The sequence below is a fragment of the Yersinia frederiksenii ATCC 33641 genome, from assembly GCF_000754805.1.
Lineage (GTDB): Bacteria > Pseudomonadota > Gammaproteobacteria > Enterobacterales > Enterobacteriaceae > Yersinia > Yersinia frederiksenii.
In genome coordinates, this window is sequence record NZ_KN150731.1 from 280710 (window position 1) to 297152 (window position 16443).

The window sequence follows — 16443 nt, forward strand, 5'->3', positions numbered from 1 at the left end:
GCCTCTGAACCATGGGGGAGAGGCGATATCTATTAGCGATTTATTTGATTTCTAACACATCAAGACGAACCAGCGGCTGTTTTTCACTCTCTTCGTCATCTTCAGGTTGCCAGCCCACAGGTTGTAGTGGCAATTCTTCGCGATCAAAAGCCAAATCCCCACCATCCACAATTTCGCTGTTATGAGTAATACTTTTAAAATCAAACAGCTTATGGTCATTTAAGTGTGACGGCACCACATTTTGCATGGCACTAAACATGGTTTCGATACGTCCTGGATACTGTTTATCCCAGTCACGTAGCATATCTTTGATAACCTGACGTTGCAGGTTAGGTTGTGAGCCGCATAAGTTACAAGGAATAATAGGGTACTCTCTGGCAACAGCGAAACGTTCAATATCTTTTTCACGACAATAGGCCAGCGGGCGAATGACCACATGTTTACCATCATCACTCATCAGCTTTGGTGGCATGCCTTTTAATTTTCCGCCATAGAACATGTTCAGGAACAGGGTCTGCAAAATATCATCGCGATGATGACCAAGGGCTATCTTAGTCGCGCCTAACTCGCTGGCGGTACGGTATAAAATCCCACGACGCAGGCGTGAGCACAGTGAGCAGGTGGTTTTCCCTTCCGGAATAATCTCTTTAACGATCCCGTAGGTGTTCTCTTCAACAATCTTATACTCCACTCCCTGTTTATCCAGGTAAGCAGGCAAGATATCTTCAGGGAAACCCGGCTGTTTCTGATCCAGATTGACAGCAATCAGGGTGAAATTTATTGGGGCACTTTTTTGCAGATTTTGCAAAATATCCAGCATGGTATAGCTGTCTTTACCACCCGATAGGCAAACCATCACACGGTCGCCTTCTTCAATCATATTAAAATCAGCAATTGCCTGGCCGACATTGCGACGCAGACGTTTTTGCAATTTATTCAAATTGTAGTGTTCTTTTTGATTAACCACTTGTTTTTCTTGCATTTGTTCTTGACTCATATCCAATTGGGGCATCATGGGGCACTGTTGCTATGGCGTAAGTTTATCATTCAATAAGCGTATAGATTAGTTTTTTAATTTATGAATTAGTATTGTTATCGGGGGGCAGAATAGTTTCTTATACAAAAATATTTGAGTTTACAATGGTTTTAATAATGTCCCCATCGTCAACATCGACAAAGTCAGCAACAATAATGCCCATTACTTGTTTCTCACGATACTGTTTGCAGATCCAGACATTCATACCCTCAATTAAATGATGGCCTGCTGCACCGGTATAGGGCATTAATAACCCCGATACACTGAGAAAATTAATAAATAAATCCTGAGCACGTTTGTTTTTTGCCTCTGAGAGTAAAGCTGTAACAAACTTTCGTTTAAAATGTATATTTAATGCGTTATAGCCAGCATAGTGGTCTTGGACATGTATATTGAAGTGACTATTTTTAATTTTAAAGCTAGTGTCGTCTTTCCAAGGGGTGGCATTAATACCAATGTTATCACCGGAATAACGCCGTAGCAGAATTATTTTCCCTCTAACCTCATTGATTTTAGGTATTTTATTTTCCAAATAAAACACATTACCATAGTGTTTAAGATAGCGTTTCCGCATGACCTCATGAAATTTCTTAATGCTATTTTCTGTCGTATGCTCTTGTTTAACCGATAAAATGATAAATTCTGAAGGGTTGTGAATTAAAAAATCAACGCAAATCCTAAGAATATCGCCAAATTGTTGCTTTAGAAAGACCGCACCATGATGCATGGTGAATACATCCTCAATAAGACGGCATCTGGCATCCAAAAATCTTACTCCATTATCAAGCTGTTCTTCTATATTCCACGATTGTGTCTGAGTAAATCCACCGCCAGAAATATTTATATTAAATGATGCGGAATCATGCGTTCCAGGTATGGATATTTGGCTTAGTAGCGTTGAATCATTGAGGTGGGACATCCAAGTCTGCATAAATTACTCCTTATGATTGAAATGGTAATAAAGTTATATTACGTGATGTCATTAATAGCATCTGTGTATTAATTTGATAAATTAAATTTCGAACTGGCGATAAGTTATCACTTTATTTAATACGCTGGCATTTCAACTTTAAAATAGAGGGTAATAAAAACAGTCACTATGTAAAAAGCCAGTCAGTAGAAACCGACTGGCTTGTGGGGGGGCGCGAGAATTTATTACTCTGTTGGTGCTTTATCCGCCTTACCTGCCAATAAACTTAAAAAGTCATAGCGCTTTTTCAGGTCTTTTTCCGCTGCCGCGTACAGTTGTGCGGCCACTTCTGGCTCTTGGGTATTGAGTCGGCGGAAACGCTGTTCCTTCATCAGTGTGGTGCTCAGGTCACTGCTGGGTGGGCGAGAGTCTAGCGCTAGCGCCACTTTACCTTCATCAACGCGACGCGGATCAAAACGATATAGCGGCCAGAAACCGGTGGCAGTTAATTGCTTCATTTGATCATGGCTATAGGCCAAGTCGTAACCGTGCTCTTCACAAGGGCTGTAAGCAATAATCAGGGATGGGCCAGGATAAGCTTCGGCCTCTTGAATGGCTTTCACGGTCTGATTGAGCTGGGCACCTAACGAAATCTGCGCCACATAAACATGGCCATACATCATCATGCTGACACCTAAATCTTTGCGTGCCTTACGTTTACCGTGTTCGCCAAATTTGGTCACCGCCCCCATAGGGGTGGCTTTGGATTGCTGGCCACCGGTATTGGAGTAACACTGAGTATCCAACACCAGTACATTGACGTTTTCGGTCAAGCTGAGCACATGGTCAAGGCCACCAAAGCCGATGTCATAGGCCCAACCATCTCCACCAATCAGCCAAATAGATTTATCCACCAAATAGTCGGCGTCAGTGGCTAATTGCAGGGCATCATTCCCCGGAATTCCTCGCAAAACCTGCCGTAACTGTGTGACTTGCTCACGGCGAACTTCAGGTGTTGCCTCCTGTTCAAGCAGTTGGCTGACCAGTTCTGCCGGCAGTTGTGGTGCCAATTGATTGATTAAACGAATCACTCGCTGACGATGTTGATCGACAGTGAGGCGGAAGCCCAAACCGAACTCGGCGTTATCCTCGAACAGTGAGTTTGCCCAGGCTGGGCCACGGCCCTCAGCATTGGTGGTGTAAGGTGTGGTCGGCAGGTTGCCACCATAAATTGAAGAACAACCGGTGGCGTTCGCAATTAACAGACGGTCGCCATACAACTGGGTCAATAATTTAATATACGGCGTTTCACCACAGCCTGAACAAGCACCAGAGTACTCAAACAGCGGTGAAATCAGCTGAGAGGTGCGAATATCGATACGTTCCATCTGGGTTTTATCGATTTCTGGCAAGTTGAGGAAGAAATCATAGTGGGCCTTTTCTTCCACCAGATGTTCCAGCCGCGGTTTCATGTTAATGGCTCTAATTTCTGGGTTTTGACGATCTTTCGCCGGGCAGACCTCATAACACAGGTTACAGCCGGTGCAGTCTTCAGGTGCCACTTGCAAAACATACTTCTGCCCGCGCATATCGCGCGCTTTTACATCCAATGATTGCAAACTGTCTGGCGCGCCAGCCATGGCGGCCGGTGGTACCACTTTAGCGCGAATGGCTGAATGAGGGCAGGCGGCGACACAGTGGTTACATTGGGTACACAGGTCGGGCTGCCAGATAGGAATATCTTCAGCAATATTGCGTTTTTCCCACTGGGTGGTGCCCACCGGCCAGGTGCCATCAGGGGGGAAGGCGGAAACCGGTAAAGCATCCCCTAAACCTGCTAGCATGGTGGCGGTCACTGTTTTAACAAAGTCCGGTGCTTGGTCGGAGACGATCGGCGGGCGCATCGGGCTGTTTTCATTAATCGGTTGCAGTGGAATTTCCACCAATGCATCGAGGGTAGCATCAAGAGCTTGCCAGTTGCGGGTGACAATTTCTGGCCCTTTATTGCTGTAACTACGGTCAATTGCTGCCCGTAATTGCTCCAGTGCCATTGCCGTTGGCAATATTTGTGTCAGATGGAAGAAAGCCATCTGCATGACGGTATTGATGCGCGCGCCCAGTTTGCATTCGCGCGCAATTTTCGCGGCATTAATGACAAACAGACGGGCATTGCGCTGGTGCAATACGGCTTGAACTTCCTGAGGCAAACGCTGCCACATTTCCTCTGCCCTGAAAGGGGTATTAATCAGGAAGATACCGCCAGGTTTTAGTCGCTCGGCCATCTGGTAAGTATCAATAAACTGCAACTGATGGCAGCCGACAAAATCGGCCTGACTGACCAGATAGGCTGAATTAATTGGCGTTTCACTGACACGCAAGTGCGAGACCGTCAAGCCTCCGGCCTTTTTGGAGTCATAAACAAAGTAACCCTGCGCATAGAGCGCGGTACTGTTGCCGATAATCTTAATATTGTTTTTGGTGGCGGAAACCGAACCGTCACTGCCAAGGCCGTAGAACAAGGCCTCGAGTGTGGCGCGCTGCTCGATTTTCTCATCTGTTAGCGGCAGTGAAAGGCCGGTAACATCATCAAAAATGCCCACGGTAAAGCGCGGGCGCGGCAAGTCTAATGACAACTCGTTGAATATCGCCAGAACACAATCGGGGCCAAATTCTTTAGAAGACAAACCATAGCGGCCCCCAATCACTTTCGGCAAGGTTGCTCGTTCACCACGACTATAAGCTTCTGCCAGTGCGGTCATCACATCCAGATAGAGTGGTTCAGCCAATGCGCCGGGCTCTTTGGTGCGATCCAGTACCGCAATTTTGCTCACTGATGGCGGCAAAACACTCAACAAATGCTCCGCGGAGAAGGGGCGGAATAACCGCACTTTTAGCACACCGACTTTCTCACCACGAGTCAGCAAGCTATCAATCACTTCTTCGCAGGTGCCAATCGCTGACCCCATTAAGATAATGACACGCTCTGCTTGCGGGTGGCCGTAATATTCAAATGGTTTATATTCGCGCCCGGTGGCTGCGGCAAATGCTTGCATGGCATCAGCAACATGCTGATAGGTATTGTTATACCAAGGATTGGTCGCTTCACGAGACTGGAAATAGGTATCAGGGTTGGCTGAGGTGCCGCGCACCACCGGATGATCTGGTGACAAGGCGCGGCTACGATGGTCGTCGATCCCTTTTTGCGGCAATAACTGACGCAGAGTGTCATCGCTAAGAGGCACGATTTTATTGATTTCATGTGAGGTCCGAAAACCATCAAAGAAATGAATAAATGGAATGCGGCTATTAAGGGTTGCCACCTGCGCAATCAAGGCGAAATCTTGAGCTTCCTGAACACTGCTGGCGCATAACATCGCACAACCGGTCTGGCGTACCGCCATCACATCGGAGTGGTCACCAAAGATAGACAGCGCGTGGGTTGCAATGGTTCGGGCCGCAACATGCAGGACAAAAGGTGTCAGTTCGCCCGCCAGCTTATATAGCGTGGGGATCATCAACAACAAGCCCTGCGAAGAGGTAAATGAGGTCGACAGCGCTCCGGTTTGCAATGCGCCATGCACCGTGGCAATGGCACCGCCTTCCGACTGCATTTCAACCACTCGGGGAACGTCACCCCAAATATTAACTTTACCGTCACCAGACCAGGCATCGGCTTGTTCGGCCATGGTGGAGCTTGGCGTAATGGGGTAGATGGCGATAACTTCACTGGCGCGATAGGCCACCGAAGCTACTGCACTGTTACCGTCAGTCGTAATCATTAATGGATACCTTCACATTGCTTGTCATGCAGAGAATCAACCTTTCTGCATATTGAAAATTTTTGGGTATATCGGGCTATTTGAACTAATAGATAAATTCTAGCAGAGAGTATTTTTGCCAGTTATCGCATTTGTGTGGCGATGATTATGCTGGGAATGAGGAATTCGGTAGGGATGGGCTATATCGTGACTATCAGATAATAATTATTACAATTAGAAAACTATTTATGGCTGTAATTATATTTCACTTGCCATGATGGCGAGCAAATATTGCGCTGAGTGTAAGTGAGTTTGTGAAATACTTGTAAAGTACAAATAGATTTAATGAACATTTAATGATGGGTGGGCATAATGTCGCCTCAATACTGAAAGGTGAGAGTGATAATGAATGGTTTCATGTATTTAATGATGGCAATTGTTGCTGAAGTGGTGGCAACAACAATGCTAAAAGCCTCGGATGGCTTTACTCGCTTGGTGCCTTCGGTGGTGGTGGTTATTGGTTATGGGATTGCCTTTTGGGGTTTATCACAGGTGGTAAAAACCATGCCATTAGGCATTGCTTATGCCATCTGGTCGGGGTTAGGCATTGTTTTAGTCTCAGTTGCCGCCACCTTTATGTATCAGCAAAAATTGGATTGGGCCGCCATTGCGGGTATGACATTAATTATTGCTGGTGTATTGGTAATTAACTTGCTTTCCAAAACACCAATGCATTAATCATTGGTCGCGGATGCGGGGAGCACGCATCCGCGCTCCGCGTTAGCACCACGGAAGAATAACGCGGAGTCGTGAGCCCATTTAACCCTTTTGCTGACTTGCTGGACTCAACTATTGGATCCCGTTATTTAATATCTAACGGATGTATTCCCTCAATAGCCAATAACATGGCATACACCTTATCCAGACTCTTTCTTAGTGACAGTGTCACTTCCATCATCAACTCACTGTTTGTATCACTCTTTATGGGGCGTAATTCCGCTTCTTTAGAACGTAATTGGCGCTCAATACCAATTAACCCGCCAAGACAATTCGCAGGAGTAAATCAGTGATTATGACTATTCCCATTGTATTTCGTTCAGACGGTAGGTGTTTGATTTACACCCGGATTAATATTGTGTTGAATATTTTTATTTAACTTGAACGCTAAGATAACGTGATAATTCGGCGGCTGACTGTGATCTGCGCTAAATTAAATTAGTGCATTTTTGCTTATTTATGTTGTGTTTTAATTATAACAGATATTATATAAACCAAATATAACGCTATATACTTCTCATGCCGGAGCAAAAGAATGAAAGTATTATCTTGGTTAGTGGGCGGCGCTGTGCTCTTTTTAGCCGCCTGCAGCAGCAATGACCCCACTGATACCGCCATAAATAATAATGATGCCTATGAACCGGTACAACAAGCTACCAGTGCCAATGTTCACCATAATCTTAATATGTCAAATCCTGCAGCAGTGAATTGTGCCAATGCCGGGGGGATATTGACGATTGCTAAGCAACTGAATGGCGGCAGTGTCGGGATGTGCCAGTTACCTGACGGTAAACGTTGTGAAGAGTGGGCATTAATGCGTGGCGCTTGCCCGGCACGTTAATCGCTTTTGGCCTTGAAGTTGCAGGCTTTTTTCACTAACTGCCTACCTGCAACTCCAGGCTCTTTGGGTATTATCGTGCGGTTATTTTACGCTCAGGCCGAAATGATATTCGGGCAATGCTCACCTTTGATCAATTGGTCAATATTCTGCATGGTTGTTGCAGAAATACTGGTCAGTGCTTCTTCTGTCAAGAATGCCTGGTGCCCGGTAAATAATACGTTGTGGCAAGAAGATAGGCGGCGGAAAACGTCATCCTGAATCACGTCATTGGATTTGTCTTCGAAGAACAAATCCCGTTCGTTTTCATAGACGTCCATACCGAGTGAGCCAATTTTTTGTTGTTTCAGCGCTTCAATTGCCGCAGTCGAATCAATCAAGCCACCACGACTGGTATTGATGATCATCACGCCATTTTTCATTTGGTCAAAAGCTTGTTTATTGAGCAAATGATGGTTTTCCGGTGTCATTGGGCAATGCAGCGAGATAACATCAGATTCTGCATATAAGGTTTTCAAATCAACATATTCCGCGCCCAACTCCAATGCTTGTTCACTTGGATAGGGATCAAAGGCCAGTAGGCGCATACCAAAGCCTTTCAAAATTCGCATGGTTGCCACGCCAATTTTACCGGTACCGATAATGCCCGCCGTACGGTTGTGCATGTTAAAGCCAATCAAACCTTCGAGCGAGAAATTGGCATCACGGGTGCGCTGATAGGCACGGTGAATGCGACGATTAAGGCTCATCATCATACCGACAGTATGTTCCGCAACCGCTTCAGGGGAGTAGGCCGGAACGCGGACGACCTGCATGCCAAGTTCTTTCGCAGCCTCCAAATCCACATTATTAAAGCCAGCACAGCGCAATGCCAAAATTTTAACACCAGCTTCTTTCAACTCTTCTAATGTCGCGCGACAGCCATCATCGTTGACGAAAAGACAGACAGCATCACAACCCACAGCCATTTTTGCTGTTTTTGGGTTCAACAGAAAATCGAAAAACTCTAATTCAAAGCCAAAATCTTTGTTGACCAATTCGAGGTATTTGCGGTCATACTGTTTAGTACTGTAAACGGCTAATTTCATCATGATTACTCCGCCAAAATATTGTGATCAATTTAACAGATTTGAATAAATCATACAATTTGCGACAATAATAAGTGAGTGGAGCGCTTGTAACATTCTCATGCCAATGAGGTAAGGTTTTTATTCCGCATTTCAAGGGCAGCAAGTTCTCATCGTGTCACAAGGGCAGAGTTATATATTATGGTATCTTGCAGTACATTAAGCTGCATAGATTAAAGCACATTGGATGTTGTGTAGGGTATAAAACAAGGCATGTCATGGCTAAATGCGCAAAAATAGTGGGTTGGTTGTTATTAATCAGCGCAGTTTCTCTGATGATATTATGGAAAACTTTGCCGCAGTGGTTACCAAAAATCGCACATTATTGGCTGCCAGCAGGTAGCCAGCTTATTTTATCCAGCCCGCCAGTTTGGCATGATGGCGCATTGCGTGTTCCCCAACTGCGCTATCAGGTACAAGATTGTACCCTCGCCAATATTGATCAATTGAGTGTGGGTTTCCATCAGGGCCGCTGGCAATTAGGGGCTAATCGAGTTGCCTTGGATACTGCCTGCCTAAGCCAACTCCCCAACAGTGGCGAGAGCGCTCCGCAAGATTTGGCCTACTGGCAACAGCAGTTATCCGTATTGGACCTGAACATCGCCAATTTGCAAATTATCCCGTGGCAGCAATATGCTGGCAAACTAACGCTGACCTCGCCCGACACGAAGAAACTTGTCCAACAGTTACATTATCAGGGGCCGCAATTAAGTTTTGTTGCAATGTTGGATGAGCAGCAGCAACTGAGCCTACACCAATTCTCCATTGCGGTTCCTGGTACTACACAACCTTTTGAATTGAGTGGGAAAATTAAGTTCCCCCTGTCGCTGGATGAGTGGCCTGAGCAAGGGACGCTCGACGGTGTTTTGACCACCGGTTATCTGTCTAAGCCGCTATTATTGAACTTGAGCTGGGCGCAGCAGCAGGGGGTTTTGACGTTCACTGAACGTGGTGATGACACTCCGCTGGCTCGGCTGCCATGGCGTATCGAACCCAATCAAATTCAGATTACTCAGGGTCAATGGCAGTGGCCATATGCCCAGCAGCCGTTAAGTGGCGGTATTAATCTCACCTTGCATGATTGGGACCAAGGGCTGGATCAAGCCTCAATTGATGCCCGAATCAACGTAATAACGTCAGGGAAAAGTGGCAAAGGCAATGCTGTTCTGACACTCGGGCCGGGTAATCTGAGTATGATTAACAGCAATTTAAATTTTCAGATCAGTGGGCAAGCTAATCTGGACAGTATGATTCTCAATGCCACTATTCCCGGAGTGCTCAGTGGTTCAGTTTTGAACCCCACCTGGGTTTTACGCCCTGGGGCATTATTGCGTGCTCATGGCAATGTGACACCGGAATTACGCGTAAGAGATGCCCGTTGGCCGTTGGCTGGCATTAAGGTAACCGCCGCAGGTGTGACGGGGCGGCTACAAGCTATAGTCGATGCGCAGGATAGCTACTGGGGTAATTTTAATGTGCATCTTGACGGGCAGGCGCAAGAATTTTGGCCAGATAAAGGTCACTGGCAGTGGCGATATTGGGGCAATGGCCGTCTGCCACCACTGGCTGCGCGTTGGGATATGGCCGGTAAAGGGAATTGGCGAGGCTCCCTGATCACACTGGAGAAGCTGTCGACCGGTTTTGACCACTTGGAGTATGGGCTAGTCAAGGTTGAGGCCCCACGGTTGACCTTGGTAAAGCCACTGACCTGGCAGCGAGATAACCATCATCCAGCCTTTATCGCCGGATTTGAACTCGGTGCTAAAAAAGTGGCGTTCAGTGATGGTGGGGGGTATTTGCCTCCCGCGGTATTGTCATTGCAGCTCAATGGCCGAGACCCTGACAGTTTTCTGTGGCAGGGGAAATTACAGGCTCAGGATATCGGGCCCATTCCACTGCGAGGTCGTTGGGATGGAGAGCGTTTACGTGGTGAGGGCTGGTGGCCGAAACAGTCATTGACGGTATTCCAGCCGCTGATTTCGCAAGAGCTTGGGATTAAGCTACGTGATGGGCAGCTTTATGCCCAAGCTGCCTTCTCGGCGGCCCGTGAACAAGGATTTACTGCAGGTGGGCATTGGGTGGTGAAGAATGGCGGGATGTGGCTAAAAGAGGGTGAGCTCAGTGGGCTGGATTTTGTCATGTCGTATCGTTTACAGAATCACCATTGGCAGTTAGGGGCAAAAGAGCCGGTTATGCTGCGCATTGCCTCAGTCACTAATTTGTTCGAAATGCAGAATATCACCGCCGATCTTCAAGGCACTTATCCGTATTCAGAGGATGCCCCATTGACCTTAAGTCACGTTGGCATGGATATTCTGAAAGGTCATTTGAGTTTATCTGCCTTACGTTTACCACAACATGATGCGGCAGTGCTGAAATTAACCTCTATCGACTTAAGTGAGCTATTTACCGTGCTGCAACCTAAGCAGCTTGCTATGTCGGGCAAAGTGAACGGTGAATTACCTTTGTATTTGAATAACCCACAGTGGTTGGTGCGTAATGGCTGGTTTGCCAATGATGGTATGGTGACACTGCGTTTAGATCAGGATCTGGCTAATTCAATCAGTGAAAGTAATTTTGTCGCCGGTGCGGCGATTGACTGGTTACGCTATATGGAAATTTATCAATCTTATGCCACAGTGGATCTGGATAATTTGGGCCAATTAACGTTACGCTCGAAGATCCATGGGGTGAATACGCAGAAAAACTCAAAACGAGAGATAGTATTGAATTATCAGCATGAGGAAAATGTGTTCCAACTCTGGCGTAGCCTGCGTTTTGGTGACAATTTACAAGAGTGGTTACAGCAAACTATCTCGTTACAACCAACAGCAATACCGGTGAGGGCGAAGGAATGAAAATCTTAACATGGGAACGTGTGGCAATTGTGCTGGGTATTTTCCTGCTCAGTGGTTGTTTACGCCTTGAGGTAGCGACTCCAGAAAAACCTATCACCATCAATATGAATGTCAAAATTGAGCATGAAATCCAGATCCGAGTAGATAAAGATGTGGAAAATTTGCTTAAAAATCAATCCAATCTATTCTAAGGAGCCACGATGAAAAAGCTAATTTCAGGCTGGATTGGTGGCAAGCAACGGTTGATTAATGTGATTCTGGCTTTTGTGGTCCTGAGTGGCAGTTTGTTGTTTAGTACGGGGGTGTTTGCGCTGACCTTAGAGCAGGCCAAACAGCAAGGCCGGGTAGGCGAAACCTTAAGTGGCTATTTGGCCCCGGTGAAAAAAGACGCTGAAACGCTGGCGCTGGTGGAGCAAATTAATATCGCCAGAGCGGAAAAATACCAGGAAGTGGCGCAAAAAAATCATATTTCGACTGAGGATGTGGCCAAGCTGGCAGGGCAAAAGCTGGTTAACCGTGCGGCTGCGGGTGAATATGTGCGCGGCATTAATGGCCAATGGATGCAGCGCTGACAATTATTATGCCGACTTAATTCGAACTAAAAAAAGCGCCCGTGTTAAACGGGCGTTTTTTTATATTTAACTCTATGAATTCCAATCAAGAAAATAGTGCGGTTAGCGCTCGGCCTGTAAGTTGACCGCCACAGGATGAGCATCAAGGCTGTTAAGTGATTCTTTACGATAATAAGTATCGACGTGGCCCGGTTGCTCCACTTTGACAATCAGGGTTAGCACCGCTGCAATCAGATAGAGGGCGGTATAAACCCACACCACACCGACAATATCGAAAAATGGCAGAACCAAGGAGGCTATCGCGGGAGCGACAAAGTTACTCAGGCCCGCAGAAAGATTATAAATCGAAATAGCCGCCCCTTTGTGTTCCGGCTCCAACACCGGGAAAACGGCGGTCATTGGAACAAAGGCCGCTACGGTAATTCCTAGCATTACCGCCGGAATCAAGGCCGCCCAGAAATTATGGCCGAAGTGAACGGGAATATAGTAAAACGCCAGGCTGGAAAGGGCGCAGCCAATGCAACCAAACCAGCGAACTTGCCGCATCCAGCCAATTTTTTCGCCCAATATTCCCCACATAATATTGGTGAAAATGGTCACGAAGAAGAATACAGCCCAGATTTGTAGCCATTCTGACATGCTAAAACCGAGCCTGCCAACAAACAGGATCGGCATTATAACGGCAAAGCCAAACAGCGATAACGTGTTGATGATGCGGATCAGGCAAGATAAGAAAATATTCTTATTGGTAAATAAAATTGTCACTGCGCGCGACAACTCTTTTATTTTTTCTTTGTTAGAGAGCGAGGCCTTTGGGCTCGCGGTACCCACATTGCGCAGCAGTATCAGCGCCATCATGCCGCCAACAGTGACCCACACAATGGCAAACCACAAAGTACCGGTTTCGCCAATCATCGGGATGGTAAAACTTGGCAAATAACTGCCGACCACGCCAATCCCGATGGAGTACATTGCCCAAAACCAACCCATGGCAGAAGAGAGTTGCTGTTTCGGTACGTTTTGTACGATAAGCATCACAAACGAATAGATAAATAATGGATATGCCAGACCACGGATACCGTAGAACAGCAGCATCAGCGGATAACTTTTGATGCCTAAACCAAATACCATAAACAGGCAATGCATAACCACCCAGAGGATGAAACCAATCCGCATGGCGCGTTGTGGCGTAATAATTTCAGCGACAACACCTGAACTCCAGGCGGCTATCGCGGCCGCCAATCCATAGAGGGTAAACACAAAGGCGGATTGTGCTGGGGAAAAGCCCATATCCGTGATGTGTTTAGATAAAAAGGCCATTTCAAAGCCATCGCCGCTCATAAAAATGGCAATGGCAACGTAACCCCAGAACAAATTCATTGGCAAACCAAACCAGTGGGTAGGTTTTTTTTGCATGGCAAGTTCCTTTGGCGCATAAGCGCTATCTTATTGTTTATAGGGACATGTTTGTAGGGACAGCTAACTTGTCTTTATCGTGTTAATGATTGGCGCAGTTGCCTTTGTTGTTGATAAAGCAATCGGTAGTGCTCAAGGCGGGAAAATAAGGCATCCTGCCGGTTAACATCAGGGATAAACCGTTGGTCGATTTGCGGTTTAGTGCAAACACGCAGCTCATCTCCACCTGCCGCCAGCCACCCTAAGCGGGCTGCGCCTAAAGCCCCTCCAGCTTCTCCTCCACTGTGTGTGACGATAGGCAAATTAAGAGTGTCAGCCATCAGTTGCCCCCACCACACGCTACGCGCACCACCACCAATCAGCGAGGCTTGAGTAAGTTGGGTTCCTGCTTCTTGCAATACTCTTAAGCCATCTGTAATACCGAAAGTGACACCTTCCAGCACCGCATAGCCTAATGCTGCCCGGTCGGTCGCGTGGGTCATGCCGTGGAAGGCACCCGTGGCCAAGGGATCGTTATGCGGGGTACGCTCTCCAGAGAGATACGGCAGGAAAATGGGCGCTAGCCGTTGCTCTGCGCGGCTAAGTTGGGCCACTTCTGACAGTAAGGTGGTCTCATTGGTGCCCAGCAGTTGGCATAACCAGCGCAAGGCACTGGCGGCTGTTAGCATCACACTCATTTGATGCCAGCGATGCGGCAGAGCATGGCAAAAGGCGTGAACGGCTGATTGTGGATTGGGTCGGTAGCAATCATTGACGGCGAATAAGACGCCGGATGTCCCCAAAGAGATAAAACCATCACCAGGATTGATAGCGCCAATCCCGACGGCACTGGCGGCATTATCACCACCACCGCCCGCAATCACCACTTTATCGGACAAGCCCCATTCGCGGGCAATATCCGCTTTCAGATAACCACTGGGTTCATTACCTTCAATCAACCTTGGCATCATATCGCGCGATAACCCACAGGCGGCAAGCAGGGAGTCGGACCAATCGCGCTTTGCTACATCCAGCCACAGTGTTCCGGCGGAGTCAGACATGTCGCTGACCTTATCGCCACTCATCATCCAGCGAAGATAGTCTTTTGGCAGCAACACCGTTGCCAACTGCGAGAAAATCTCCGGCTCATGGCGAGCCACCCACAACAGCTTAGGTGCAGTAAAACCGGGCATCGCCAGATTTCCGGCAATCTGATGTAGCTGTGGCGCATTGCGCGTCAGTTCCTCACACTCCTCGGCGCAACGGGCATCATTCCATAAAATGGCTGGGCGTAAGATGCGGTCTTCTCGGTTGAGCAAGACTGCGCCGTGCATTTGACCCGACAGACCGATGGCGAGAATTTCCCCCCAATGCTGTGGGATTTTATGGCGCAGGCGACCCATTACGCGCTGAGTGGCCTGCCACCAATCGGTTGGATTTTGTTCTGACCACAATGGGTGTGGGCGTTGAACAGTGAGCGGCTCGCCTTCACTGGCCAGAATCTGCCCCCGATCATCAATTACCACGGCCTTAATTTCTGATGTGCCTAAGTCAAGTCCAAGATACATAGCCAATCCTCGTCGATGATTAATGGTTCGCTATCAGCCAGGCATTTACCCGGTCAATGGACTGACGTAATAACTGTTCAAACTGATGGTCACTGGCGAGAGGACCAAACAGTTTGCTATCGCGGGCAAACAGGCCGACCGGGTCTGTTGATTGGAACATGGCGTGAACGGCTGCAGCATCCAGGATCCCATCTTGGTATTCATACGGCAGGGTGCCCTGATGCCAGCTCTCCATAAAGACAAAGAACAGGGCGGGCAGCATGGCTGTTGCTGCTGGCGTATCGCCTCGTTGGTAGCACTCCATTAATGTTGGGGTGATAAATCCGGGGATTTTGGAAAAACCATCGGCGGCGACCCGTTGATTGGTGTCACGGATATACGGATTACTAAAGCGGTCCAACACCACATCACGATACTGGGCTAAATCTAATGGGCTGGGTGACAGTGACGGGATGACGTCCTGAGTGACATAGTCATAAGCCATCTGGCGAATAGCATCAGTTTGAGTACTTTCATGAATATAGCTTTGCCCAATTAAGGTTCCGGCCCAGGCAATACAGCTGTGACTGGCATTGAGAATACGGATCTTCGCTTCTTCATACGGTAATACTGACTCCACCATCTCTACGCCAACTGTCTCGAGCGCCGGACGGCCAGCAATAAAATCATCTTCAATCACCCATTGAATAAATGATTCACCCATTACTGGTGCTTGGTCGGCAAAGCCGGTTTGCTCCAGCACCCGCGGGGCAATGTCGTCAGAGGGGCGCGGGGTAATACGATCGACCATGGTATTTGGGCTGCGAGTCTGGCTGGTGGCCCAACTCAGTAGACTTTGCTGGTCGCGCAGGGCAAGAAATTCCAGCAGGCAATGACGGAAGCGTTCGCCATTGTGACGCAGGTTATCGCAATTTAGCAGTGTCACCGGGCCGCTCTGCATTTGTTGTCTTTGCAATAAAATACGGCTGATAGCGCCGTAAATTGTCCGGCAATCACCCTTAAGATCCGCCTGAATGTCGGCGTTATCTTGTTGCAGGTTAAATTGGTTATCCAGATAGTAGCCGCCTTCGGTGACGGTAAAGGAGATCACGCGGGTTTCTGGCCGGCTACCTTGTTCCACGAGATGGCTCAGTTCTTTATCCCAAGGGATGATGTTACGCAGCGAGGTAATTTTCTCGTACTGGCGCTCACCTGCTGGGGTGACCGTTTCCAGCATGTATTCGCCATGTTGTGCGGCGAGTGCCGCCAACAATGGGGCCGCATCGTCACGAATATTGGCCAGTGCAATTGACCAGCGGTTATCTCCCATGGCCCGCAAACGGTGCAGATACCAGGCCTGATGGGCACGGTGGAAAGAGCCAGCGCCAATATGTAGCCATACAGCAGGGGTTGAGTTCAGCTCAGTGTTCATTATGTTCTCCACAATCACAGTAGGCGTTAAGATAAATCTTGGGCGTAAGCCCTTTTATTGGGCATTTGCTCTGATTGCGCTAGATTAGTGTAACTTCTGCCCTTTAGTTGGGCTTTAGCTCACATAAATGACAGCAGAGATAAAAATCTGCCAAAGTGCGGCGTAAAATGATTAACATGGTGACTTCACACGC

Annotated in this window: 12 protein-coding genes; 5 read left to right on the forward strand and 7 right to left on the reverse strand. The window is 47.6% G+C overall.

The features are described from left to right. Nucleotides 1-40: 40 nt before the first annotated feature. The 3 genes from ttcA to nifJ all read right to left on the reverse strand — a co-directional run bounded on the left by ttcA (nt 41) and on the right by nifJ (nt 5725). Complete coding sequence (ttcA, locus tag DJ58_RS20005; RefSeq protein ID WP_032913288.1) at nt 41-982, reverse strand: tRNA 2-thiocytidine(32) synthetase TtcA; 942 nt, start codon at nt 980-982, stop codon at nt 41-43. A gap of 133 nt (nt 983-1115) precedes the next feature. Then, nucleotides 1116-1967: a phosphatidylinositol-specific phospholipase C gene (locus DJ58_RS20000; protein WP_032910205.1), complete on the reverse strand. Its 852-nt coding sequence runs from the start codon at nt 1965-1967 to the stop codon at nt 1116-1118. Between the two features lie 224 nt (nt 1968-2191). Continuing rightward, complete coding sequence (gene nifJ / locus DJ58_RS19995) at nt 2192-5725, reverse strand: pyruvate:ferredoxin (flavodoxin) oxidoreductase (RefSeq protein WP_004706661.1); 3534 nt, start codon at nt 5723-5725, stop codon at nt 2192-2194. A 384-nt stretch (nt 5726-6109) separates the two neighbouring features. Between nifJ and DJ58_RS19990 the strand changes: the two genes are divergently transcribed. Next, nucleotides 6110-6442: a DMT family transporter gene (locus tag DJ58_RS19990; RefSeq protein ID WP_004706662.1), complete on the forward strand. Its 333-nt coding sequence runs from the start codon at nt 6110-6112 to the stop codon at nt 6440-6442. A 574-nt stretch (nt 6443-7016) separates the two neighbouring features. Continuing rightward, nucleotides 7017-7322, forward strand: a complete 306-nt coding sequence (locus tag DJ58_RS19985; RefSeq protein WP_004706663.1) for a putative hemolysin — start codon at nt 7017-7019, stop codon at nt 7320-7322. Between the two features lie 92 nt (nt 7323-7414). Here DJ58_RS19985 and DJ58_RS19980 read toward each other — a convergent pair whose 3' ends face one another. Beyond that, nucleotides 7415-8407, reverse strand: coding sequence for a 2-hydroxyacid dehydrogenase (locus DJ58_RS19980; protein ID WP_032910223.1), 993 nt, complete (start codon nt 8405-8407; stop codon nt 7415-7417). 257 nt (nt 8408-8664) lie between these two features. Between DJ58_RS19980 and DJ58_RS19975 the strand changes: the two genes are divergently transcribed. The 3 genes from DJ58_RS19975 to DJ58_RS19965 are packed head-to-tail and all read left to right on the forward strand — an operon-like array spanning nt 8665 to nt 11876. Continuing rightward, the gene (locus DJ58_RS19975) at nt 8665-11304 is read left to right on the forward strand and encodes a YdbH family protein (RefSeq protein WP_004706665.1); all 2640 of its coding nucleotides are present in this window, start codon (nt 8665-8667) and stop codon (nt 11302-11304) included. Then, nucleotides 11301-11495 (forward strand): YnbE family lipoprotein, encoded by a 195-nt coding sequence (locus DJ58_RS19970; RefSeq protein WP_032910206.1) that lies wholly within the window; start codon nt 11301-11303, stop codon nt 11493-11495. Before DJ58_RS19975 ends, DJ58_RS19970 begins: the two co-directional genes overlap by 4 nt. Nucleotides 11496-11504: 9 nt before the next feature. After that, nucleotides 11505-11876 carry a YdbL family probable chaperone protein gene (locus DJ58_RS19965; RefSeq protein ID WP_004706667.1) on the forward strand — a complete coding sequence of 124 codons (372 nt, stop codon included), beginning with the start codon at nt 11505-11507 and terminating at the stop codon, nt 11874-11876. A gap of 102 nt (nt 11877-11978) precedes the next feature. Here DJ58_RS19965 and DJ58_RS19960 read toward each other — a convergent pair whose 3' ends face one another. From DJ58_RS19960 to dalD, 3 genes are all read right to left on the reverse strand, one after another. Further along, on the reverse strand, nt 11979-13292 hold the full coding sequence (locus DJ58_RS19960; protein ID WP_032913173.1) for an MFS transporter: 1314 nt from the start codon (nt 13290-13292) through the stop codon (nt 11979-11981). 74 nt (nt 13293-13366) lie between these two features. Then, nucleotides 13367-14839 (reverse strand): xylulokinase, encoded by a 1473-nt coding sequence (gene xylB / locus DJ58_RS19955; RefSeq protein ID WP_004706669.1) that lies wholly within the window; start codon nt 14837-14839, stop codon nt 13367-13369. 19 nt (nt 14840-14858) lie between these two features. Further along, nucleotides 14859-16250 carry a D-arabinitol 4-dehydrogenase gene (gene dalD / locus DJ58_RS19950; RefSeq protein ID WP_032913174.1) on the reverse strand — a complete coding sequence of 464 codons (1392 nt, stop codon included), beginning with the start codon at nt 16248-16250 and terminating at the stop codon, nt 14859-14861. Nucleotides 16251-16443 lie beyond the last annotated feature (193 nt).